18 protein-coding genes are annotated in these 22,574 nt (G+C 39.6%); 7 read left to right on the plus strand and 11 right to left on the minus strand.

Annotated elements, in window-relative coordinates:
- Positions 1–62 precede the first annotated feature (62 nt).
- The 3 genes from Q7P05_RS08120 to Q7P05_RS08130 form a co-directional block, all read right to left on the minus strand.
- Positions 63–1,040 (minus strand): asparaginase, encoded by a 978-nt coding sequence (locus tag Q7P05_RS08120; protein WP_303931548.1) that lies wholly within the window; start codon positions 1,038–1,040, stop codon positions 63–65.
- A gap of 89 nt (positions 1,041–1,129) precedes the next feature.
- Entirely contained in the window at positions 1,130–1,897 is a 768-nt protein-coding gene (gene nadE, locus Q7P05_RS08125) for an NAD(+) synthase (RefSeq protein WP_303931549.1), read from the minus strand.
- A gap of 8 nt (positions 1,898–1,905) precedes the next feature.
- On the minus strand, positions 1,906–3,357 hold the full coding sequence (locus tag Q7P05_RS08130; RefSeq protein WP_303883512.1) for a nicotinate phosphoribosyltransferase: 1,452 nt from the start codon (positions 3,355–3,357) through the stop codon (positions 1,906–1,908).
- A gap of 313 nt (positions 3,358–3,670) precedes the next feature.
- On the opposite strand from Q7P05_RS08130, the gene Q7P05_RS08135 reads away from it, so the two are divergent.
- The 4 genes from Q7P05_RS08135 to Q7P05_RS08150 all read left to right on the plus strand — a co-directional run bounded on the left by Q7P05_RS08135 (position 3,671) and on the right by Q7P05_RS08150 (position 8,764).
- Entirely contained in the window at positions 3,671–5,119 is a 1,449-nt protein-coding gene (locus Q7P05_RS08135; protein ID WP_295793778.1) for an aminoacyl-histidine dipeptidase, read from the plus strand.
- Between the two features lie 426 nt (positions 5,120–5,545).
- Complete coding sequence (locus Q7P05_RS08140) at positions 5,546–6,415, plus strand: GTP-binding protein (protein ID WP_303931551.1); 870 nt, start codon at positions 5,546–5,548, stop codon at positions 6,413–6,415.
- The gene (locus Q7P05_RS08145; RefSeq protein WP_303931552.1) at positions 6,412–7,947 is read left to right on the plus strand and encodes a permease; all 1,536 of its coding nucleotides are present in this window, start codon (positions 6,412–6,414) and stop codon (positions 7,945–7,947) included. Before Q7P05_RS08140 ends, Q7P05_RS08145 begins: the two co-directional genes overlap by 4 nt.
- 52 nt (positions 7,948–7,999) lie before the next feature.
- Positions 8,000–8,764 carry a TIGR03943 family protein gene (locus tag Q7P05_RS08150; RefSeq protein ID WP_119206548.1) on the plus strand — a complete coding sequence of 255 codons (765 nt, stop codon included), beginning with the start codon at positions 8,000–8,002 and terminating at the stop codon, positions 8,762–8,764.
- A 139-nt stretch (positions 8,765–8,903) separates the two neighbouring features.
- On the opposite strand, the gene Q7P05_RS08155 is transcribed toward Q7P05_RS08150, so the two are convergent.
- Positions 8,904–9,470: a biotin transporter BioY gene (locus Q7P05_RS08155; RefSeq protein WP_024066798.1), complete on the minus strand. Its 567-nt coding sequence runs from the start codon at positions 9,468–9,470 to the stop codon at positions 8,904–8,906.
- 342 nt (positions 9,471–9,812) lie between these two features.
- On the opposite strand from Q7P05_RS08155, the gene Q7P05_RS08160 reads away from it, so the two are divergent.
- Positions 9,813–10,400, plus strand: coding sequence for a PepSY domain-containing protein (locus Q7P05_RS08160; RefSeq protein WP_295825320.1), 588 nt, complete (start codon positions 9,813–9,815; stop codon positions 10,398–10,400).
- 535 nt (positions 10,401–10,935) lie between these two features.
- Here the strand turns inward: Q7P05_RS08160 and Q7P05_RS08165 are convergent.
- The 7 genes from Q7P05_RS08165 to Q7P05_RS08195 form a co-directional block, all read right to left on the minus strand.
- On the minus strand, positions 10,936–12,207 hold the full coding sequence (locus Q7P05_RS08165; protein ID WP_119209094.1) for an O-acetylhomoserine aminocarboxypropyltransferase/cysteine synthase family protein: 1,272 nt from the start codon (positions 12,205–12,207) through the stop codon (positions 10,936–10,938).
- A 274-nt stretch (positions 12,208–12,481) separates the two neighbouring features.
- Positions 12,482–13,441 carry a homoserine O-succinyltransferase gene (gene metA, locus Q7P05_RS08170; RefSeq protein ID WP_119206953.1) on the minus strand — a complete coding sequence of 320 codons (960 nt, stop codon included), beginning with the start codon at positions 13,439–13,441 and terminating at the stop codon, positions 12,482–12,484.
- Between the two features lie 61 nt (positions 13,442–13,502).
- Positions 13,503–14,687 carry a MalY/PatB family protein gene (locus Q7P05_RS08175; RefSeq protein ID WP_303931557.1) on the minus strand — a complete coding sequence of 395 codons (1,185 nt, stop codon included), beginning with the start codon at positions 14,685–14,687 and terminating at the stop codon, positions 13,503–13,505.
- 10 nt (positions 14,688–14,697) lie between these two features.
- Complete coding sequence (locus Q7P05_RS08180) at positions 14,698–15,831, minus strand: PLP-dependent aspartate aminotransferase family protein (RefSeq protein ID WP_303931558.1); 1,134 nt, start codon at positions 15,829–15,831, stop codon at positions 14,698–14,700.
- A gap of 152 nt (positions 15,832–15,983) precedes the next feature.
- Positions 15,984–16,487: a hypothetical protein gene (locus Q7P05_RS08185; RefSeq protein WP_024066506.1), complete on the minus strand. Its 504-nt coding sequence runs from the start codon at positions 16,485–16,487 to the stop codon at positions 15,984–15,986.
- A 58-nt stretch (positions 16,488–16,545) separates the two neighbouring features.
- On the minus strand, positions 16,546–16,950 hold the full coding sequence (locus Q7P05_RS08190; RefSeq protein ID WP_039969553.1) for a PACE efflux transporter: 405 nt from the start codon (positions 16,948–16,950) through the stop codon (positions 16,546–16,548).
- A 313-nt stretch (positions 16,951–17,263) separates the two neighbouring features.
- Positions 17,264–18,730: a DASS family sodium-coupled anion symporter gene (locus Q7P05_RS08195; protein WP_295802580.1), complete on the minus strand. Its 1,467-nt coding sequence runs from the start codon at positions 18,728–18,730 to the stop codon at positions 17,264–17,266.
- Between the two features lie 221 nt (positions 18,731–18,951).
- On the opposite strand from Q7P05_RS08195, the gene Q7P05_RS08200 reads away from it, so the two are divergent.
- On the plus strand, positions 18,952–20,769 hold the full coding sequence (locus tag Q7P05_RS08200) for an ABC transporter ATP-binding protein (RefSeq protein WP_303931562.1): 1,818 nt from the start codon (positions 18,952–18,954) through the stop codon (positions 20,767–20,769).
- Complete coding sequence (locus Q7P05_RS08205) at positions 20,766–22,523, plus strand: ABC transporter ATP-binding protein (protein WP_303931564.1); 1,758 nt, start codon at positions 20,766–20,768, stop codon at positions 22,521–22,523. Before Q7P05_RS08200 ends, Q7P05_RS08205 begins: the two co-directional genes overlap by 4 nt.
- The last annotated feature ends 51 nt before the right edge of the window (positions 22,524–22,574 follow it).

Here is a 22,574-nt window from a genome sequence, read left to right on the forward strand (position 1 = left end):
AGAAAGACCCTTATAGGGTCAGAGCAAACCACCCGTTCTACGGGTGGTTATGATTTTTCTAATTAATATTCATAGAAGAACTGTTGTAACTTTTTAAGGTTTTTAGTTTTTGTAAGACCAAGCATCAATAGGATGCGAGCTTTTTGTGGACTTAATGTATCACTTACAAGATAGCCTGCTAGTGCATCTTGTGGTACGGCAGACACCATGCCACTCCCTGTACGAGAGGCCCGTACAGTTGGGAATGCTGTATTTTGTGTTATTTGACGTACATTTTGAGGAATTGTACCATGACCCAATCCAGTCAAGATGAGCCCATCAGGATTAGTGGCAACTACACTCATTGGCACCATGTCATCCATACCGCCATAGCAAGTCAAAATGACTACACGAGGCAATTCCTTTAAGTCATGTACATCAAAGATGGATTCTTTCGTATGACGACGAGTAGAGGCTTTATAATAATGAGCTACACCATCCTGGACGATACCAAGATGACCTACTAATGGACTGTCAAAGGTAGCCACATTAGTTGTATTCCGTTTGGATACATCACGGGCCCCATCAACATAGCCATTTAGAACAACAAGCACACCTTTACCTACAGATGCAGGTGTTCTTGCCACTTGAATCGCTTGTAACAAATTAATAGGACCATCTGCACTGATTGCCCCAGCAGGTCTCATCGAGCCAGTAATAACGATAGGTTTATCTGTATGAACAGTAAGATTAAGGAAATAGGCTGTTTCTTCCATGCTATCTGTTCCATGAGTAATAACAACACCACCTATATCCTCTTGATTTACTAATTCTTGTACTAACTTAGATAAATCCAACCAATGCCGGACAGTAATATCAGAACTTTCAATATTACTAAACTGAGTATATGTATATGGACCATATGGTTCTGTGCCTGGTACGGAGTCTAAAATTTCATCGAGGCCTAGTACACCTGCAGTATAGCCCGTCAAATCTGTATCGGATGCGCCTTGTCCAGCAATTGTACCACCCGTACCAATCAACGCAATTTTTGTCTCCATATTACCTCCATCATAAAATACATAAGAAATAGTAAATCTTTGGTTAATCAACATTAGCATGAATTAGACTAGTAAAAACAAGTCCTCTCTCAACATTGTGGGTGAAAGGACGGCATCAATTCTAATTTATGCTTATTAATACGATTTAAATAATCAATACGTTCTTTCGTTTCAAGATTTTCTATCTCTCCAGTTCTAATATATCGATCTAATACAGCATAGGTAAATCCTAATTTATCTTCATCAGATAGACCGCTGAGTCCATCACTAGGCGTCTTATCTACAAGATATTTTGGAATATCAAGTAATCGACCTATTTGGCGCACCTCTTCTACGACAAGATTGGCAAGAGGACTAAAATCCCCTGCACTATCGCCATATTTTGTAGAGTACCCTACATAATCTTCAGATCCATTACATGTATTAGCTACGCGTGCGCCATTTGGCAAATTTTGCCCTACTGCATATAGCGTTGTCATGCGAAGACGCGGTGGTGTATTAATTCCTGCATCCTTGGATATATCAGTTCTACCCGTAACAGAATTATAACCTTCACCTTGAATGATAGCGTTTGTCAAAGCTTCATAGGCAGCTCCAATATTCACTATGATATGTGGAATCCCCAAATGTGCCACTACAGCCTTAGCATCATCGATATCAGACTGAATTCCATTCGGCATAAGAACACCTACTACGCGTTCTGCCCCAAGGGCTTCTTTACATAAAGCAGCTACGATTGTGGAATCCTTACCACCTGAAATGCCCACTACGGCGCTACAACTAGGTCCATTTTGACTAAAGTAATCTCGAATCCATTGAACGAGAGCCTCTTTTGTTACTTCTGGATTGTCTAACATAAGCCCTCCTATTTTTTTCGGAAAATACGATTTAATAAATCCATTTTCATTTGATAGTATCCTGGACTCATATCAAGGTAATGACGATGTGGATTTTCAAAACGTTGTTCTTCAGGCCAAATTTCAGTTTCTAATTGGTCTTTAACATATTGACGAAGCTCATCTAAAGTTGGTAATTCTACTAGTAATTTTCCATCCTTAATAATGAGTTGTTTCATTTCTTTGAAAGTACAGTTTTCAAAGTACAATTCACGCCACGGTTGTTCTGGATCAATATAACGATATGGTTCGGTTGTATCTGGTACCTCTTCTAACAATGTTAATAAGTCTGCAATGGCGCGACCTTTCTCATTGTACACGCGATACACCTTTTTAAATCCTGGGTTCGTAATCTTTTCAACAGATTCGGAAATCTTAATACGAGGCTCCCATACGCCATTTTTTTCAACGCCAGCAATCTTGTAAACTGCCCCAAATACAGGGTCACTCTTGGATGTAATCAATCTTTCACCTACCCCGAAGATATCGATAGGACCACCTTGAATTAACAAGGATGTAATCGTATATTCATCAAGACTGTTGGAAGCCATAATTTTACAATCTTCTAAGCCTGCTTTATCGAGCATGCGGCGCGCTTTTTTAGCCAAGTATGCAAGGTCACCAGAATCAAGGCGAATCCCTTTCAAACGTTTCCCCATAGGTTCTAATACATCTTTAGCTACTTTAATCGCATTAGGTACACCAGAGTTTAGAACATCATAGGTATCAACGAGGAATACAGCACCATCTGGATAAACCTCAGCATAAGCTTTAAAAGCTTCGTATTCTGAATCATGATACATAACCCAACTATGCGCCATCGTACCGCTCACAGGGATGCCAAATTGTTGGCCCGCTAAAACAGTTGCCGTAGACTGCACCCCACCGATGTAGGCTGCTCTCGCACCATATACAGCGGCATCCACATTGTGAGCTCGACGGGCACCAAAATCAGCTACAACACGACCATCTGCAGCGCGTACGATACGATTGGCCTTTGTAGCGATAAGGGACTGATGGTTCATCATAGTTAGCACTGCAGTTTCTACGATTTGTGCATCTATGAGAGGCGCTACGATAGTAATAACCGGTTCATTGGGGTAAATAATAGAACCCTCTGGGAATGCATATACATCACCAGTGAATGAGAAATCTTTTAGATAGTTTAAAAACTCCTCACTAAAAATACCTTGGGCCCGTAAAAAATCAATATCACGTTCATCAAAGTGTAAATTCAAAATGTACTCAACGATTTGTTCAAGACCCCCAAAAATGGCAAAGCCACCCTTGTCTGGATTGCGTCTAAAGAATACATCAAACGCGACGCGATCTGTGTTTTCATGTTGCGTAAAATAGCCGTGTGCCATGGTCATCTCATAAAAATCCATAAGCATACTAATATTGCGACTGTCGTGTTGCATCGGTTCACCAACCTTCTAAAATCTAATGGATTTGTAAAATCGTTAATCGTATAACCTCATTATACATTATTATTCCTATATAGCTAGTCTCTACTTGTGCTAATGCTTGCATTAACTATCCTAATAATCATTCTTGTGATATAACTATATATATACTAATTATTTATATATTCCATATATATGTCGGTGAAAGTTATCACTGAAATAAATCCAATTATTAGTATTAATTCGTATACTAATAAAATTACTACGCATTCAGTATAATCAACCAACATATATATCTATTATTTACATCAGAATGAAAGGAACCATTATGGAATCAATCGTTCAAGCTAAACGCGTATTAGAAATATTTAAAGAAATGAGCCAAATTCCTCGTGAATCAGGCAACGAGAAAGGCATTAGCGACTATATCGTAAACTTCGCTAAAAACTTAGGTTTAGAGGTTCATCAAGACGACCAATATAATGTAGTCATCAAAAAACCTGCATCCCCAGGTTATGAAAATAGACCTTCTATTATCCTACAAGGTCATATCGACATGGTATGTGTTCGTGATCACGACTCTAACCATGACTTCACTAAAGACCCAATTGCCAACATCATCGAAGGCGAATGGATGCATGCAGACCACACTACATTAGGTGCGGATAACGGTATGGGTGGCGCGATGATGCTTGCTATCCTTGAGGATGATAGCCAACAACACGGCCCTATGCAATTATTGTTCACTACTAATGAAGAAACTGGTATGGATGGCGCTTTCGCTATTAAAGAAGGCCAAGTAAGTGGTGATTACTTACTCAACCTCGATACAGAAGTAGAACACGATTTTACTGTTAGCTGTGCTGGTGGTTGCCACGTTCACGTAAATATTCCTTTATTGCGAGAAAATAACCAACCTGGTTATGATGCAGGCTTATCCCTTACCGTAACAGGCCTTAAAGGCGGTCACTCTGGTATCGAAATCTGCGAACAACGTGCTAATGCTAACCAAGTATTAACACGCGTACTCTATGACATTCAACAACAATATCCTGTATGCTTAGCATCCTTTGAAGGCGGTGTAAAACATAATGCCATTCCTTCTAAAGCAGTAGCTACATTATCCGTACGCGCTGAAGATGTAGAAGCCATCAAAACTTTAATTGAATATCAAGAGAAACAATATCTCCATGAGTATGGTATCCAAGATCCAGGTCTTAAATTTGTCGTAGAAGATGTCGCAACACCTGATGTAGTCTATGCGGATGATACAACAGAAGCCCTCATTACTTACATCTATCTTGCACAAGATGGTGTTCATTCTGTAAGCAAATCTATCCCAAATCTTGTAGAAACTTCTGACAACATCGCAATCGTACGCGAAAATGAACATACTATTGAAGTACTCATCTCTATTCGTAGTTCTAACAGTAACAGCCTTGAATTCTTAGCAAAGAAAATGCTTCTTCTTGCAAAAACACTTGGCGTATCTGCAGAACGCACTGGTGGCTATCCAGCATGGGAATATGACAAAGGATCAAAACTTGAAGAGCAAGCTATTTCCTTACATAACGAAATGTTTGATACACCAGCTAATGTCAATGCTATTCATGCCGGTCTTGAATGTGGCTTGTTAAAAGGTGTACTACCAAATACACAAATGATCAGCTTTGGTCCTACTATCGTAAGCCCACATACACCAATGGAACGCGTTCATTTACCATCTGTTGAAAATGTATATGTATATCTAAAAGCTTTATTAGCTAAGTTACAATAAACATAAAACAGTAAATAATGACTATATACTTTATGTATAATTTGATATACTAAAGGTAATCTAATTAGAGATTTATATAACGAATTCTCTTCTCACCCTCCTATAAGGAGTTCAGTCAACTCTCCCTCGACTGAGTCTTCTATAGGAGGGATTTTTTTATATTCTTCTCCCAAAATTTGAAATTAATATTTATTCATAGAGGAGTATCTCTTCATATATACGTAAATCAATATATACAACACTTTTCACAATCAATTATGAATATTAAATACATCTGTCACTATACTCATATAAGGTATATAACCAATATATTTAATGAGAATTTTAAGAAAAATAGTACTTTCATAACTATGCATATACCCTAGGGTGTATTTTCTGTGTTATCCTATAGGTGTATACTGTGTTTACATTACTCAGGAGGTACGTATGATCCCTATTGTTATCATATCCGGATTTCTAGGGTCTGGAAAAACAACATTTTTACAACACATACTAAAAGAACATAAATCTACAGATAAAATTTTAATTATAGAAAATGATTTTGGTGAAACCAGCCTCGATGCAGCAAATCTTGCAAAAACAGGGGCTACCATTCGTGAAGTTACATCTGGCTGTATTTGCTGTAGCTTACAAGGAAATTTCCAACAAGCACTGCTCGACATTCTGCAAAATTACGATGTAGATACCATCTATATTGAACCATCAGGAGTCAGCAAATTAAGCGAAATCATCCATACATGCGAGGATGAAGAGATTGCAAAATCCGCCTATGTTCATGCATCGGTAACCACCGTAGATGCCATGCAAGCACCTATGTTTATCAAAAACTTTGGTCTCTTCTTTAAGGATCAAATCACAAATAGTGATGCCATCTTCTTAAGTCATACCGAAGATATCCAACAAACAAGCATTACAAAACGTATGATTCACGAGTTAGCACCAAATACTCCAATTCATGAAGAAGCATGGAGCACCATTGCGTTACGAGACTATATCAAACGTCTCTATCATTGTCATGATGACAATTCCTTACATGATGAGCATCTATTTATGAGCCATACATTCAAAGACTTGCGTACACTCACTCTATTACAGTGGAAAACTATCTTAGAAGGTATGCCAGATACCGTACTCCGTGCTAAAGGGATTGTACCGACCGTCGAAGGACCTCATGAGTTGCAATACGGTACCCATTACTGTTCCCTATCCCCTAGTGAGTCCACGGACTATAGCTTAGTTGTTATTGGTACAGATTTTAATGTGCCAATGGTACATAACGAAGTGTGTCAATCATGATACCTGTTTATATCGTTACCGGATTCATCGGTTCTGGTAAAAGTACTTTCATAAATGAACAACTACAACATCGTAAAAAGCTGGGCGGCACGGCATGTATCAGCGCCGAAGAAGGTGCTGTATCGCTCATCAAAGAAGGATTACAACTCAATCCTGATAAGCTTAGTGCAATTACACCTAATGAACCTGATACATATAGTTCTATAGCTGATGAAATCGCAAGCTATGTCGACAAGGTAAAGCCTAAAGAAATATGGATTGAATGGAACGGTATGATCAGCTTTCACCAACTAGAAGCCTTGCTATATAGTGATAAGCTACGCCATCTATTACAAATCGAAAAGGTATTATATCTTTGTACAGACCAATTCGTCGCATCCATTTTGCCTGGTTTAGGTAATGATGTAACAAGCCAATTATATAGTGCCGATTGTATCATCACAGAAACCGATACACATCACGCCTTATTACGGACCTATAACAGTGACGCCAAGATTGTAACAGCGCCTGCGCCAGAAAAGGTAGCAGAATTATGCCGCAATTCTACGTGGGGTCTCATACCAAATCTATTAGTTATCGGCATTACAGCCTACATACTATTAGTCACTGCATTCCGTCATGATATTCCTTACTCCATCCACCAATGCTTTGCCATCATTACAGGGCTCATTATCGAGGCTATCCCGTTCCTATTATTAGGAACCATTGGTTCAACAGTCATTCGCTATTTCGTTCCACAAAGAATACTGCTAAAACTATTAGGAGATCACTCTTGGAAGAGCTATGGTGCCGCCATGGTTAGTGGCTTAGCCTTACCAGTTTGCGACTGTGCTATTATTCCATTATTTAAAGCACTTACAGATAGAGGTGTACCATTATCTGTGGCCCTCCTATTTATGCTCGCCAGCCCAATCATCAATCCTATTACCATTCTATCCACCTGGTATGCCTTTCCAGATAATCCAATGATTTCTGTATGGCGTATCGTACTTGGCCTTGGCGTAGCTTTATTGGTGGCCTTATCATTCCGTTTTATACCACCATCTACGTCTATGATGAAAGCTAAAACGGCACAGAACCTAAGTTATGAAGAAATCGTCTTAGAAGCATCGAAAAGTAAACATATCAATAAAAGAAAGTTACTCATTCATATGGAAAAAGAGTTCTCCCAGCTCTTATTCTATTTCTCTATTGCAGCTTGTGTACTATCCGTAGTTCAAGTGTATGGAAAGCCTTGGCTCATCAATGCCGGCATCACATTACCTGACGTGTGGGCCATCCCAATTCTGCTAATATTGGCGTTCTTCTTCTCTGTATGCTCTACATCAGATGCTATTATAGGCAAATCCTTGAGCACCCTGTTCCCTATGAGCTCAGTCATGGGTTTCCTTATCTTAGGACCTATGCTCGATATTAAAAATGTATATATTTTAAAACAATATATGCCCACATCATTTATTCTTCGTCTAGGCTTAACAATTGTTGTTATATCCTATTTAGCAGCATTAGGTTTTCAATTCTTTTTAAGCTAATGTTTAGTCATTACTATTTCAGTTCTTCATGAATATAAAAGGAGATGATTCTATGAAATTAGGGCTGAAAGATCGCTTTTCCATTGTGAAAGGCTTACTTTACCTCACCTTAGGTATCTGCTGTGTATACCTAATCGTAACCGGTCGTTATTTGAACTATATCGCACCACGATATGAACTACTGCTAGGTATTAGCAGTGTAGCTCTCATACTAGGCGGATTGGCTACGGTTATTTGGGCTCCATCGCGCTATTATAAACACAACTGGCGCTCTATCGTGCCTATCATTATTCCCGTAGTTTTACTCATCGTTCCCCCTGTCCTTGTACCTACAACAGGTGTTCAAGGTGCAGCACGAATCAATGATGATACAAACAACTTTGACTTTACAAATGATGCCATCGGCGAGGTTATTACAGTTAATAGTGAAAGCAAAGAGCCTGGCATTTCTAAAGACAAAAAAGAAATCGTGTTAAATTCAGATAATTTCTATCAAACCATCGTAAAGGTTGGATCTAATGTAGACCAATACAAAGACTACACTGTATATATGACAGGTTATGTAAACCGCGATGATAACACGCTAAAATCTAATGAGTTTACCATCTCTCGTATGGCTATGTCCTGTTGTATCGCTGACGTGGCACCCATTGGCATGACCGCCTATAAACCAGATGGTGATAGCTTAGCTAATGAACAATGGGTTTCTATCGAAGGCAAAGTATCTACGCGAGATTTCCACGGTCGTCAACAACCATACGTAGAAATTACAAAAATAAAATCAGCAGAACCTATTTTAGGTTATGTATATCCTTAAACAAACAATCTTAAATCGATAGCCTTAAAGAAGCTTAAATAAATATATAAACAAAAAACCGAGGCCTAATGCCTCGGTTTTAATAAACATATATTTAGCAAACATATAATAGTATTATATAGGGACTATATTATCGATATTATCGATGTAACTCTTTAACAATTCGTTTGCCAAGAGATGCAGCAACAGCACAAAGGAAGATGTCTGGACCTACGGGAATTAAGAAGCATGTAATAATAACGGCCTCCACCCCAATTGGTTTACCTAAGTACAAATTCATAATGAAGTACAAATAAATCATCCCAAGGCCATACACGATAAATAAATTTAATATAGATCCTGCTAATAATCGTTTAAAGGACAATGTTTCCATAGACTCTGCAATACGGCCCACTGCATAAGCACCTACCATAAAGCCAATTAAATAACCAAAGGTAGGTTGTAAAATGTAACCAGGACCACCACCAGATGTAAAAATCGGTACCCCAATTAATCCTAAAACAATATAAATGCCAACACTAGCAGCTCCTAATCGACTGCCCAGTACAATGCCTGCGAGGGTAGTAAATAAGATTTGTAATGTAAATGGACAATTTGGTAATGGTACCCGTATGAAAGCACCTACAGCAATTAATGCTACAAAAAGTGCTGTCATTGTTAACTGACGGGTAGTGATGCGACCTTGTTTCGACACGGTAGAACTCATGGTATACCTCCATTAATAACACATCAACAAACTACAATCTACTAACTATCTAAATTAAATCACTTGTATTTTTAATTGTCAACTACATGTGTTGACTTTTAGTTAACTATGCAGTCTAATACTATATATACGGCAATTTCAAGTATTTTGTTATTTTGACTATACATTATAGTTATTACCAATCGTTCATAATAACTAAAAGATATACTCATCTTCATACAAAAATCTTTGAATTTCATCTTATATTCATGTAACAACATTAAATTATACGTAAGTAGATTGAGTAAAATCTACTTTCACAAAACAGTATATAAAAGTACCTTATATTAGGAGGCATTCATTATGAAAAATGTTAAAAAAGTATCAAAGGTATTATGTGCATTTGGCGTTAGTACAGTACTATTAGCAGGTGTAGTTGGCGCAGCTAGCAACCATGCATACAACAACAATAGCAACTGGAAAGGCGTTGGTAGCGTAGCTCCATCCGCTCAAGCTAACTATTCTGTTGATTACATGGGCGCTGTTACAGTATTCCAACAAAACTTCCCTGGCGCTACTGTAAAATCTATTTCTTACGATGCTAAACACAACCCTTACTATGAAGTAGAAGGTTACTACAACAACCGTGCAGTAGAACTTAAAGTTGATGAAGCAACTGGCCAAATTGTTGGTAAAGAAGTAAAAGGCTATGCTAAAGCTAACAAAACTATTAACGTTCAAAACATCATCATCCCTGAAGTAGCTGAAACTAAAGCTATGGAAAAAGTTGGTTCTGACTTCCAAACTGTAGAATGGACTGTTGAACGTGAAAACGGTCGTGCTGTATACGAATTCGATATGACAACTGGCGGCGGCAAAAAAGCTGAAGTAAAAGTTGACGGCATGAACGGTAAAGTGTTAAGCGCTAAAGTAAAAAGCACAAAATACTAAGATTTTAATTCATCAAGTGAACCCTATCCTAACCCACTTAGATGACACACTACACATATAACACACATACTATACACACAGTATCCATTGGATACACTCTCTAACACAAACTAACACACAAACTTAGAGAGCCCCCTATGACTCACAAAGGGCTCTCTCAAAACCCTATCTCACACAATAGGTAAAGGGTCTGTGCTCACACACCACAGACCGAACGTTACACACACTATACTCCCTTAAAAAGACCTTGGATCGTTGAATCCAAGGTCTTTTTTCTATTCCCTATCCTCTATCTTCTATCCTCTAGATATTACTATATATTTATAGATGTCTACCATAACCCAACAATCTAATTTACAATTAACCAAAATACATATTTAACACAAAAAGACCTCCCACGAAGGGAGGTCTTTTGTATAAGTTTTATAGGTCTGATAGTTTGTGTTCTATTTCTTAAGCGAGGTCATGCTCAAGAATGTCATTTGTATGTTCTGAAAGTTTGATCTATAGTATTTCCATAATGGAAGTACGAAAATTATGCTTTATCCAAAGCTTGTGCCAAGTCTTCGATGATGTCATCAATATTTTCAAGGCCGATGGATACACGGATCATATCTGGTGTTACGCCAGCAGATTTTTGTTGTTCTTCGTTAAGTTGTGCATGTGTTGTAGATGCAGGATGAATAACAAGAGATTTAGCATCTGCTACGTTAGCAAGGTTGGAGAAGATTTCCAAAGAGTCAACAAGTTTAATACCTGCTTCTTTACCACCTTTTACGCCGAATGTGAATACAGCACCAACACCTTTAGGGAAGTATTTATCTGCTAAAGCTTTGTATTTGCTGTCTTCTAATTCTGGGTAGCTTACCCATGCTACTTTAGGGTGTTTGCTCAAGAAATCTACTACTTTACGAGCATTTTCTACGTGACGTTCTACGCGCAAGGACAATGTTTCAACGCCTTGCAAGATTTGCCATGCTGCAAGTGGAGTAATGCATGCGCCAGTATCACGAAGCAATTGAGCACGAATTTTTACAGTGAATGGGATTGGCAAATCACCATATACTAAGCCATTGTAGTGTTCGTCACCTTCGGAGAAACCAGGGTATTTACCAGAACCTTTATAGTCGAATTTACCAGATTCTACTACTACGCCAGCCAATGTTGTACCGTGACCACCTAGGTATTTAGTAGCAGAGTGTACAACTACGTCAGCACCATGTTCTAATGGACGGAACAAGTATGGAGATGCAAATGTGTTATCTACGATCAAGATGATATTGTGTTTATGTGCAATATCAGCTACTGCTTGTACGTCGATAAGGTTAATACCAGGGTTACCGATGGATTCGATGTAAACAGCTTTAGTATTGTCATCGATAGCCGCTTCAAATTCGTCCAAATTATCAGGGTTTACGAATTTAGTTTCGATTCCTAAACGTGGTAATGTTGCTGTAAACAAGTTATAAGTACCACCGTATAATGTGGATGCAGCAACGATGTTATCGCCAGCGCTTGCCACGTTCAAGATGGAGTATGTAATCGCTGCGGAACCAGATGCTACAGCGATACCACCTGCACCACCTTCAAGTTGTGCAACACGAGCATCCAATACATCTGTAGTAGGATTGCCAAGGCGGGAGTAAATACCACCAGGATTAGTTAATGCAAAACGACCTGCTGCTTCTTCAGCATCTTTAAATACGAAAGATGTAGTTTGGTAAATAGGTACTGCACGAGAACCTGTTGGATCTACTGTGTGACCCGCATGTAATTGTAATGTTTCAAATCTGTATTGTTTGCTCATTATAACAACTCCTTTATATTAACTGTGAATTGAGTTCGTTCTTTATACCTAGTATACTACTATGTTTTAAAAATTATGTCTACTATTAATTTATACAGTTAGCCATAACTTGAAGCTATAGCAAACATGTATTTACTCATAAAATACCCATCCGAAAGATGCCAATTACACCTATATATAGCTCACACACAAAAAAGCCCCTAATTACTTCTCTAAAACCATCTCACAATAGAGACCATTAAAAGTAATTAGGGGTATTTCTACTAATCATAATTTAGATATAAGCACCTAAATTTTTATCTCGTTCAAATTTCATTTTTTGGATTTGTTCAATGATGTATGGTGTTTCTTGGTATACATAGTAGTTTAACCAGTTTGTAAACAACAATGTACTTACAGAACGCCAACGTACAACAGGTCGTTGTTTTGGATCATCATCAGGGAAATAATTTTCAGGAACCGCAATATCCAAGCCTTTTTTAATATCACGTACGTATTCACGGTTGAGTGTATCCCAATCGTATTCAGCGTGACCAAATACAAAGATGTGTTTATTGTCTAAGCTACGAACGATAGCTGCCCCTGTTGGTTCAGATCCTGCCAACAATTCTAATTCTCGGTTTTCCTTAATTTGTTGTAAGGAAACTGTGGTATGACGGGAGTGTGGCATCCAGAACTTTTCATCAAAGCCACGCAAGAGCACCGGGCGATCATTGTAAATATCGTGTTCGTATACACCAAACAGCTTTTCATCCATAACGGATTTATTAATGCCAAAATGATGGTACAAACCAGCCTGTGCACCCCAACAGATATAGAACGTAGAGTATACATGCTCTTCGCCCCAATTCATAATTTCTACTAACTCATCCCAGTAATCAACTTCTTCAAAAGGCATTAATTCTACAGGAGCGCCTGTAATGATCATGCCATCAAAAAACTCATCCTTCACCTCATCAAAGGTGCGGTAGAAGGTATCTAAATATTGCTCATCTGTATTTTTAGCCTTACGAGATGCAGTATGCAACAATGTTAAGTTCACTTGCAATGGGCTATTACTAAGAGCACGCAAGATTTGAGTTTCTGTAACTTCTTTAGTAGGCATCAAATTGACTAGCAATATTTGCAAAGGTCGGATTTGTTGAGTCTCCGCCCGTTCTGTATCCATAACGAAAATGTTCTCTTGAGCTAATTTCGTAATGGCCGGTAAATTTTTTATTACTTTAATAGGCATACTATCACCTCTACACACTAAACAATTTGATAACCTAATCTAAACACTCTACCCAATATTATTAAAAGCCTCTAGCCTCGTAGGCACGACGCCAAGCTTCAAGGCCTTCTTCTAATGTTTTACGAGGACATGCTACATTGATGCGCTCAAAGTCTTCCCCATCGACACCGAACATAGAGCCCGTATCTAGCCACAACTTAGCTTCATTGATAATCCATTCATCGCGTTCCTTAGGGCTCAATGGCAACTTAGAACAATCTAGCCACATGAGATATGTCCCTTCCGGACGATATACGTGAATTTTTGGCATATATTTTGCCACATAATCAATGGTAAACTGAATGTTGTCTTGAATATATTCTTTCAACTCGTCGAGCCAAGGTGCCCCCACTTTATAGGCCCCTTCGCAACCAACGATGCCCATTGTATTTAATTGACTATAACCAGCTCGGTCTATTTCTTTGATAAAACGACGACGTAAGGAATCATTAGGAATGAAAATATTGCTTACTTGTAAGCCAGCGATGTTGAAAGTCTTACTAGGCGCTGTACATACGATACAATGTTCTGCATAGCTTTCACCAAGATCAGCAAAAACCTTGTGCGTATGACCTTTCCAAACAAAGTCAGCGTGAATTTCGTCGCTCACGATGAGTACGTTATGTTTAATACAAATGTCTCCAAGACGTTTTAACTCGTCCTCAGTCCACACGCGGCCTACAGGATTATGCGGGTTGCACAAGAGGAATAATGTTACATTTTCCTCCACGATAGCGCGTTCAATGCCCTCAAAATCGATGGTATATTTTTCTTCCCCTTTGATTAATGGCACATTGATAAGGCGGCGATCGTTATCATCGATAACCATGCTAAATGGATAGTATACCGGTTGATTGATGAGTACCCCTTCACCTTCCTTGGTGAAAGCGCGAACCGCCATAGCCAAGGCAAAGACGATACCAGGTGTTTTAACGAGCCATTTTTGTTCTGGTGTCCAGTTAAAGCGCGTAGTGAACCAGTTTTGTAATACTTCAAAGTATTCATCATCGGATTCTGTATAACCGAATACGCCATGGTTCACGCGGTCTAATAAGATTTGCTTCAACTCAGGTGGCACCTCAAAATCCATGTCTGCCACCCAGAATGGCAACACATCAGCTGGTTTACCGCGCTTCACAGCAAAATCGTATTTCAAGGATTTTGTGTGCGTTCTATCTAAAATTTGATCAAAATTATATTGTCCCATAGGAACTCCTTTATTTATTGAAAGCTTGTTCCAAGTCTGCAATCAAGTCGTCTGTATCTTCAATACCTACAGATAAGCGCAATAAACGACGTGTAATACCTTTACGTTCTGCATCTTCCGGTTTTAAGTCCGGATGAGTTTGCGTTACAGGATATGTCAATAAAGACTCAGTACCACCAAGACTTTCAGCAAATTGGATAAGCTTAATACCTTCTAAGATTTGTTTAGCTGTTTCTTCGCTATCTACTTCGAAAGACAACATACCGCCAAAGCCTGTAGTTTGGGCTTTATTGATTTCATAGCCTGGATGTTCAGGAAGGCCTGGGAACAATACTTTTGTAACTTTAGGTTGTTTTTTAAGCCATTCAGCAAGGGCAATGGCATTCTTTTGGTGTTGTTCCATGCGAAGTGCCAATGTTTTTACACCGCGGATAACGAGCCAGCTATCCATAGCGGATAAGCAAGCACCAACAGTTTTATAAGTTAAGCGCAATTTAGCAGCCAATTCATCATCATTTACAATGGTGAAACCAGAAATAACGTCATGATGACCACCGATGAATTTAGTACCGCTATGAACGACAATATCGGCACCTAAGTTCAATGGTTTTTGGAAGTAAGGGCTTAAGAATGTATTGTCGATAATGACTAGTGCATTGCGGTCATGAGCTAAGGCACACAAAGCACGAATATCAGTAATCTCCATCATCGGATTTGTTGGAGTTTCAATATAAACAGCCTTTGTATTTGGTTTGAAAGCTGCTTTCACCGCATCAAGATCGGATGTACCAACATAGGTGAACTCAATGCCGTTTTGTTCGTAAATATTTGTGAACATACGGATAGAACCACCGTACAAATCATCACCTAAAATGATGTGATCCCCAGGGGAGAATAGATGGAATACAGCGTCCACTGCGGCCATGCCGGAAGAGAATGCCAATGCATCCTTACCATCTTCAAGACCTGCAATCAATTGTTCCAAACGATCCCGTGTTGGATTAGACTCACGTGTATATTGATATCCTGTTGTATCACCCAACTTTGGATGGGAAAATGTACTAGACATATAAATTGCAGGGGAAATTGCACCAGTGCTATCTGGTTTACCGCTGCCATGAACGCATTTTGTATTAAATTTCATTCCATTCAACTCCTCATATTTGTATACAATATATTAATTATAAAAGTAGACAATGATTAAGGTCAACAAAAATGGGCACTCATACGCCATGAGTGCCCCTGAAAAGTCATATCTATTTTGAATGGCTTGCCATAACTCTAGGTTAAGTTAGCCTAATTTTTTGTACGTTTTGTAATAAGCAATGCCAAGATAATGCCCAAAGAAGACGTCACTAGTTGCGGCCAACTAGACACAAACAACATAGTATTTACAATCTTCGGTGGAAATTGGAATAGAGAGAAGAACAAAGAATATCCGCCGAATAGAACCCCTGCTTTCACTAAAGCCGCCACAACAATAAGCAATACCTTCGGTTTATGTTGTAACCAATAGGCTACAAATACATAGGCAGTCGTGCCAAGGGCGGTAATCAAAATAAACGGTGGCAACGGCAACATACCTTGTAAATGCGCTACTACAGGCGCAATCCAGGCGATAACGAGACCATTTTTCCAACCATAGCGCCATGTGGCTAGTACAAACGTAGCAGACGTGATGGAACCGATGAGGAACATACTCACCTGGTTAGGAATAAATGGGAAAATAAGGCGCAAGCTTTGCGCCAATAAGGCTACAGCCAACAATAGGCCTGTGCCCGTAATAGATTTGGTAGACATAAGAACCTCCTACTATACAATATAGATTTTTAAGAGGTACTTACCTCATATAGTAAAACTAAGCCTCTACAAAATATAGACGTGCCCGATCATATACCCAATTATAAACATAAGTATAACCTAAGATAACCAATGTCATCGTTATATCTGTCACAAAAGCCATCCAAAAACTCATATGCATCATGTACATAATAATCGGTACAGTAGCGAACATAAATAGACCTTCAAACAATACCGCATGAATAGTACGGATTACAGGCCCCCGCTCTAATCGATCACCTGGTACTAGTTTATCAAATATCCAGTTAAACACAAAATTCCAAACCATAGCTAGCAAGGAAAAAATAACCATCAATACAAAAGGCTGTCCATCATGCGGAACAAACAACATCACCAAACAACCAATTAAAATACAACCAACCTCATACAAAATCGACTGTACCACACGCTCTGAAGCAGACATAACAAACACCTCCATCAGAAACTAGACAAGAAATTCACTATCACTCTACTATTATATTTATTTTTTTAGATTTGTCGAGTTTTGCCATTTTAAGATAGAAAAAGCCGCCATATGTCTGTCCAGCGACTTGCTCCTCGAAGTGAGTATTGCCATTTCAGGATAAAAAGAAGCCGCATTGTATCTACTAAGCGACTTGCCCTCCCGAAGTGAGTTATGCCATTTTCGGATATAAAGGAAGCCCCTCGTAGTGTTCTGTAAGCTCGACTTGCAAGGAATGGAGAGCGAGCAGAATGCTACGAGGGGCTCTATTTAATTATCCTAAAAGTGGCATTACGAACTGAATCCATGGAATCCCCACCACAATAAAGATTGCGAGGTAGATAATCCCAAAGATAGCCCCTAATTTCCAGAATTCAGGACCTTTGTTATAGCCACTAGCAAACCAGATTGGGCTGTGACCTGTACCATATGGTGTAAGGATACCCATGATACCCATTGGTACTAAAAGAATTAACATAACTTGAGCTGGATCAACACCAGGAATTTGAAGAATTAAAGTAGCAAACAAGCCTACCATAGCTGTTACATACGCTGTACCAGAAGCAAAGAAGTAACGAAGCAAGCAGAATGCTAACAATAAACCTAGAACAGCCATTGTTGGATCTAAAGAAACTAAAGAACCACCTGCAGATTTAGCAAGCCATTCTAAGAAGCCTACGTTCTTAAGACCAGAAGCCATAGGCACGAGTGTAGCGAACCAAGTCAAAACATTCCATGCTGGTTTGTTAGCAAGGAAGTCTTGCCATGTCATAATCTTAGTGAAAATCATCAAGATAATAACAATTAAAGCCGTTGTAGTTGGGTTTACTTTGAATGTAGAAGCACCAATCCATAGTACAAGAGCCAATACAGAAATCAAGGCCATGAAGATTTCACTACGTGTCATAGAACCCAATTTCTTGTATTCATCTTTTGCCCATGCTGCAATTTCAGGGGAACCTTTTACCTCTGGTTTGCAGAATACATAGGTCAATAATGGTGTGATGATGAACAAAATAAGACCTACTGGCAAGAATGCTAGGAACCATGTGCCCCAGTTAGCAGCTACGATACCAGATTTAGCAGACAATTCTAGAGCCAATGGGTTTGGCGCTGCGCCAGTCAAGAAAATAGAGCTAGATACACATGTAGTTGCCAATGCTACCCAGTTCAAATAAGAACCAATTTTACGAGGGTTCTTATCTGGATAGGAATCGAACATTGGGCAAATACTAGATACGATTGGATAAATCGTACCACCGGAACGAGCCGCATTACTTGGAATGAATGGAGCCAACACAAGGTCAGTAATAGCAATGGCATAACCAAGACCTAAAGAGGACTTACCAAGCTTTGCTACCAAGAACAAGGCAATACGACGGCCAAGACCAGAGTTTTCATAACCAATACCGATCATGAAAGCTGCAAAGATCAACCATACGATGGCATTAGAGAAACCACTGAGGCCCCAACTGATAGCTTGTGCATCAGTAATCGCCTTTGCTACACCAGTTGCTTTATCTACAACAGGTGCAGGACCTACTTTAAACAACATAGATACGGTAATTGCAATGATACCGATAAAAGCTGGTGGCATTGGTTCTAAAATCAAACCTACCACGAGGCCCGCGAAAATACTTACGTAAATCCAAGAATTTGCGCTAAGGCCTTCAGGAGCACCGATGAGCCATACAAGAATAGCTACTACAAGCGGTGCGAATAATTTCCAATTCAACTTCATTAGAAACTCTCCTTACTACTTCAAAACAAAAATTGCAAAAAAAATGCTTGTCTAGTATATCAAAATTTTTAATATCAGTACATAACATAAAACATAACAGTTATTAATAGATACTAAACTTTTTATAATAGGTTTTATTAAACTAGTCGTTTTTAATTTTATGCAATATAATATAAATATCGAAAATTATTAATTTAATGCAATTTACTAAAAGGATTTAAATGAAACCATTTATACATTACATAAAACCATTATGGTTTCCTACCATCATCGTATCGATCCTTTCGTTACTCACTGTGGCAGGTACATTATATATACCAACGCTAACGGCCTTTATCATCAATGATGGCGTACTCCGTGGCGATTTAGAAATGATCACTAGCTCTAGCATAAACATGCTTGTTGTGGCACTATTAACAGTATTATCCGCAATCTTAGGTGTTGCTATGAGTGCTCACATTTCTGCCTCTATGGGCAAGGAACTACGCAATGATTTGGTAAAAGCCTTACAATACTTCTCCCTTCGAGACTTCACACACTTCGGTACTGGCACCATATTGATGCGCACAAGCCGAGATGTAGAGAAAATTCAATCCGTTCTCGGTGAAGGATTAAATATGATTCTCCCTATGCCCCTCATGATTTGTGTCGGCCTCGGGCTCACCTTCTATAAAAGCTGGCAATTAGGCCTTGTCATCCTCGCCGTTATGGCTTGTATGATACTTACTATTATCTTTATTGAAAGCCGTGCCTTACCACTGATTAAGGCGATGCAACTCAAATTAGATGATATTACAGATCTAGTTCGAGATCATATCGTTGGTATGCCAGTGATTCGAGCTTTCAACAGAAGAACCTATGAAAACGAAAAAGAAATTAGTATTTTTACAGAAACGGCCCAACTCAATAAGCGGTTGCGCCAAACCTTTGCCATCGGTTTACCGACCATATTAATTCTATTTAATATGAGTACCGTTGCCATTCTTTGGGTCGGTGGCTATAACGTCAGTCTAGGTTCTCTACAAGTAGGTGACATCATTGCCGTTATCGAGTACGCTAACCTGATTCTCTTAAGCATGCTCATGGCCATTTTCGTCATCATCGACATTCCAGAAGCCATCGTATGCTACACCCGTATTCGAGAGTTGTTAGAACATGAAAACACAGATACATTCCCTGAACCATATAATGACAGTATTACCACTTCAACTTCTCCATCTGCAAGGCATGACACTTGCCAAGAGGAGAACAAAAATACTATGGAAAATCCAACTGCAACTGATGATATACCACTTTTAGAGTTCCGCAACGTTACGTTCCGTTACGATAATGCGGAGTCTCCTGCGCTAGAGAATATCTCCTTTACCGTACATCACGGCGAAACCTTAGCTATTATGGGCGATATTGGATCTGGTAAAAGTACAATCACCAACCTTATCCCTCGCCTCTTCTCCATCGAGTCTGGAGATATTTTATTTGAAGGTAAATCCATCTATGAATGGAATGTAGATGACTTACGCGCCCGCATCGGCTATGTGCCACAACGAGCTTACTTATTCACTGGCACGGTAGACATGAATGTGCGATATGGTGCAGCACCAAGTCAAGAAATTACCACTCAAGATGTAGAAAATGCGTGCCGTCTCTCAAGAGCAGACGAATTTATTAATCGCCTTGAAGGTGGTTACCAATATATGGTTGCTCAAGGTGGTACTAATCTATCGGGAGGCCAGCGTCAACGCCTAGCCATGGCTAGAGCTCTTGTGCGCAAACCAGATTTATTTATATTCGACGATAGCTTCTCCGCGCTAGACGGCACCACAGAACGTGCAGTTCGTACAGCATTGCACGAGGAATTACAAAAGGATAACCGTCCTGCTCTCATCTCCGTAGAGCAAAAAGTAAGTGCTGCTAAAAAAGCAGACCATATCTTAATCATCAATCGAGGTCAAGTAGCAGGGTATGGTACGCATGATGAATTAGCTGCAACCTCTACAGTATATAAACAAATTCTAGCATCTCAGGAGGTGACAGAATGAGCCCATTACACCGCTTCCTGATGGAGTCTAAAAGCCAATGGGGTTGGCTAGCACTACTCATCTTAGAGCTTATTACAGCAGCTATGTTTGAGGTATCAGCGCCAGTATTACTTGGCAAGGTCGTAGATGCTATTGTTAGTGGCTTACAAACAGACCAAGACATTAATACAATTTTCGCCTCCATTGATACAATCATCCTATGGCTTATTGCCATTTATGGGGGTCACGCCTTATTCACCTACTTTGGCGAATACATGATGGCCTCTATCGGTTCAAAAACAGTACTCGCTTTACGCACACGCATGAGTACTCATTTATACTCACTACCTATCGAGTACTTTCACGATCACCAACGTGGGGATTTGCTAAGCCGCCTCACCTCTGACTTAGATGCTGTTGCAGAAACCATAGGTGAAGGCGTACCTGGCCTTGTATCTGCCATTATCGGCATTATAGGTGCCACGGCTATGATGATTTGGATCAGCCCTATGCTAGGCATCTCTATCATCGCCATTATTTGTATTGGTATCCTATGTTTAACATGGCTCTCTAAACGGGCTCGTCGGGTCTATCTCAAAAACCAAAGTGCCTTAGGAGCTTTCAACAGTGGCATAGAGGAAATTGTAGTAGGAAAACCGATTATCCAAACCTTTGGTCTTGAAGAAACTACGACTAACCAAGTAAATATTCTGAACGACAATCTATTTAAAAGTATGAGAAGCGCGGCTTTCACCAGTCAGCTCGTAGAACCACTCGTTAAGTTTTTAAATCAAATCACCTATTGCCTTGTTGCAATTCAAGGGGGTCTCATGGTGTTACGAGGTTCTATTTCCATCGGTGATATCCAAGCCTTCTTCCTCTATGTAGGTCAAGTTTCGGACCCTCTATCTCGCAGTTCCTATATCCTCACCAAATTCCAAGAAACTTCTGCAGCCTTGGGCCGTATTTACGAAGTCGTTGATACCCCATCCGAAATCGATAAGGGAAATAAAACATTGGGTGATACAACAACACATCCAGGCACAATCGATTTTGAGCATGTTGATTTTGGCTATACGCCGTCCAATGTGTTTATGAAGGATATCAACATCCACATCCCTGGTGGCTCCATGGTGGCCATCGTAGGTCCTACAGGTGCGGGTAAATCTACCTTGGTAAACCTTATCATGCGCTTCTATGACATTATAAATGGCCGCATCACCATCGATGGTATCGATATTCGCGATGTGTCTCGTGAAAGCTTACACAACACGGTAGGCATGGTATTACAAGATGCTTGGATTTTCACGGGTACTATCGCCGATAATATTGGCTACGGCAAACCAAATGCTAGTCGTGAAGAGATTGAATATGTTGCCAAACTTGCCATGGCAGATCACTTTATCCGTACCTTGCCAGATGGCTATGATACAGTTCTCAAACGTGGTGGCGATGACCTATCGCAAGGCCAACGCCAGTTAATCACCATCGCTCGTGCCTTCTTGGCGGATCCAACTATTCTCATCCTAGACGAAGCGACAGCTAACGTCGATACTCGTACCGAGGTAGAGGTTCAAAAAGCCATGAATACCCTCCTCAAGGGACGTACAAGTATCGTCATCGCCCATCGCTTGTCTACAATAAAAAATGCGGACTTCCTACTCGTAGTAGAAAACGGTACCATTGTAGAACAAGGGACACATCACGAACTGATCGAACGCGGTGGTCACTATAAAGAACTCTATGAAAACTATGCAGCAGGTATGACCGTATAGAACAAAGAGATTACTCGCTATTTAAAATTAGGCGTGAATTTGTCGTCAGAT

It is taken from the genome of Veillonella dispar (assembly GCF_937975875.1).
Lineage (GTDB): Bacteria > Bacillota > Negativicutes > Veillonellales > Veillonellaceae > Veillonella > Veillonella dispar_B.

Coding starts and splice junctions, on each gene's coding strand:
- Q7P05_RS08175 (WP_303931557.1), bottom strand. CDS start 14,687: ATGGGACAATATAATTTTGATCAAATTTTAGATAGAACGCACACAAAA.
- Q7P05_RS08200 (WP_303931562.1), top strand. CDS start 18,952: ATGAAACCATTTATACATTACATAAAACCATTATGGTTTCCTACCATC.
- Q7P05_RS08150 (WP_119206548.1), top strand. CDS start 8,000: ATGAAATTAGGGCTGAAAGATCGCTTTTCCATTGTGAAAGGCTTACTT.
- Q7P05_RS08155 (WP_024066798.1), bottom strand. CDS start 9,470: ATGAGTTCTACCGTGTCGAAACAAGGTCGCATCACTACCCGTCAGTTA.
- Q7P05_RS08145 (WP_303931552.1), top strand. CDS start 6,412: ATGATACCTGTTTATATCGTTACCGGATTCATCGGTTCTGGTAAAAGT.
- Q7P05_RS08195 (WP_295802580.1), bottom strand. CDS start 18,730: ATGAAGTTGAATTGGAAATTATTCGCACCGCTTGTAGTAGCTATTCTT.
- nadE (WP_303931549.1), bottom strand. CDS start 1,897: ATGTTAGACAATCCAGAAGTAACAAAAGAGGCTCTCGTTCAATGGATT.
- Q7P05_RS08140 (WP_303931551.1), top strand. CDS start 5,546: ATGATCCCTATTGTTATCATATCCGGATTTCTAGGGTCTGGAAAAACA.
- Q7P05_RS08205 (WP_303931564.1), top strand. CDS start 20,766: ATGAGCCCATTACACCGCTTCCTGATGGAGTCTAAAAGCCAATGGGGT.
- Q7P05_RS08160 (WP_295825320.1), top strand. CDS start 9,813: ATGAAAAATGTTAAAAAAGTATCAAAGGTATTATGTGCATTTGGCGTT.
- Q7P05_RS08165 (WP_119209094.1), bottom strand. CDS start 12,207: ATGAGCAAACAATACAGATTTGAAACATTACAATTACATGCGGGTCAC.
- Q7P05_RS08185 (WP_024066506.1), bottom strand. CDS start 16,487: ATGTCTACCAAATCTATTACGGGCACAGGCCTATTGTTGGCTGTAGCC.
- Q7P05_RS08190 (WP_039969553.1), bottom strand. CDS start 16,950: ATGTCTGCTTCAGAGCGTGTGGTACAGTCGATTTTGTATGAGGTTGGT.
- Q7P05_RS08120 (WP_303931548.1), bottom strand. CDS start 1,040: ATGGAGACAAAAATTGCGTTGATTGGTACGGGTGGTACAATTGCTGGA.
- Q7P05_RS08130 (WP_303883512.1), bottom strand. CDS start 3,357: ATGCAACACGACAGTCGCAATATTAGTATGCTTATGGATTTTTATGAG.
- metA (WP_119206953.1), bottom strand. CDS start 13,441: ATGCCTATTAAAGTAATAAAAAATTTACCGGCCATTACGAAATTAGCT.
- Q7P05_RS08180 (WP_303931558.1), bottom strand. CDS start 15,831: ATGAAATTTAATACAAAATGCGTTCATGGCAGCGGTAAACCAGATAGC.
- Q7P05_RS08135 (WP_295793778.1), top strand. CDS start 3,671: ATGGAATCAATCGTTCAAGCTAAACGCGTATTAGAAATATTTAAAGAA.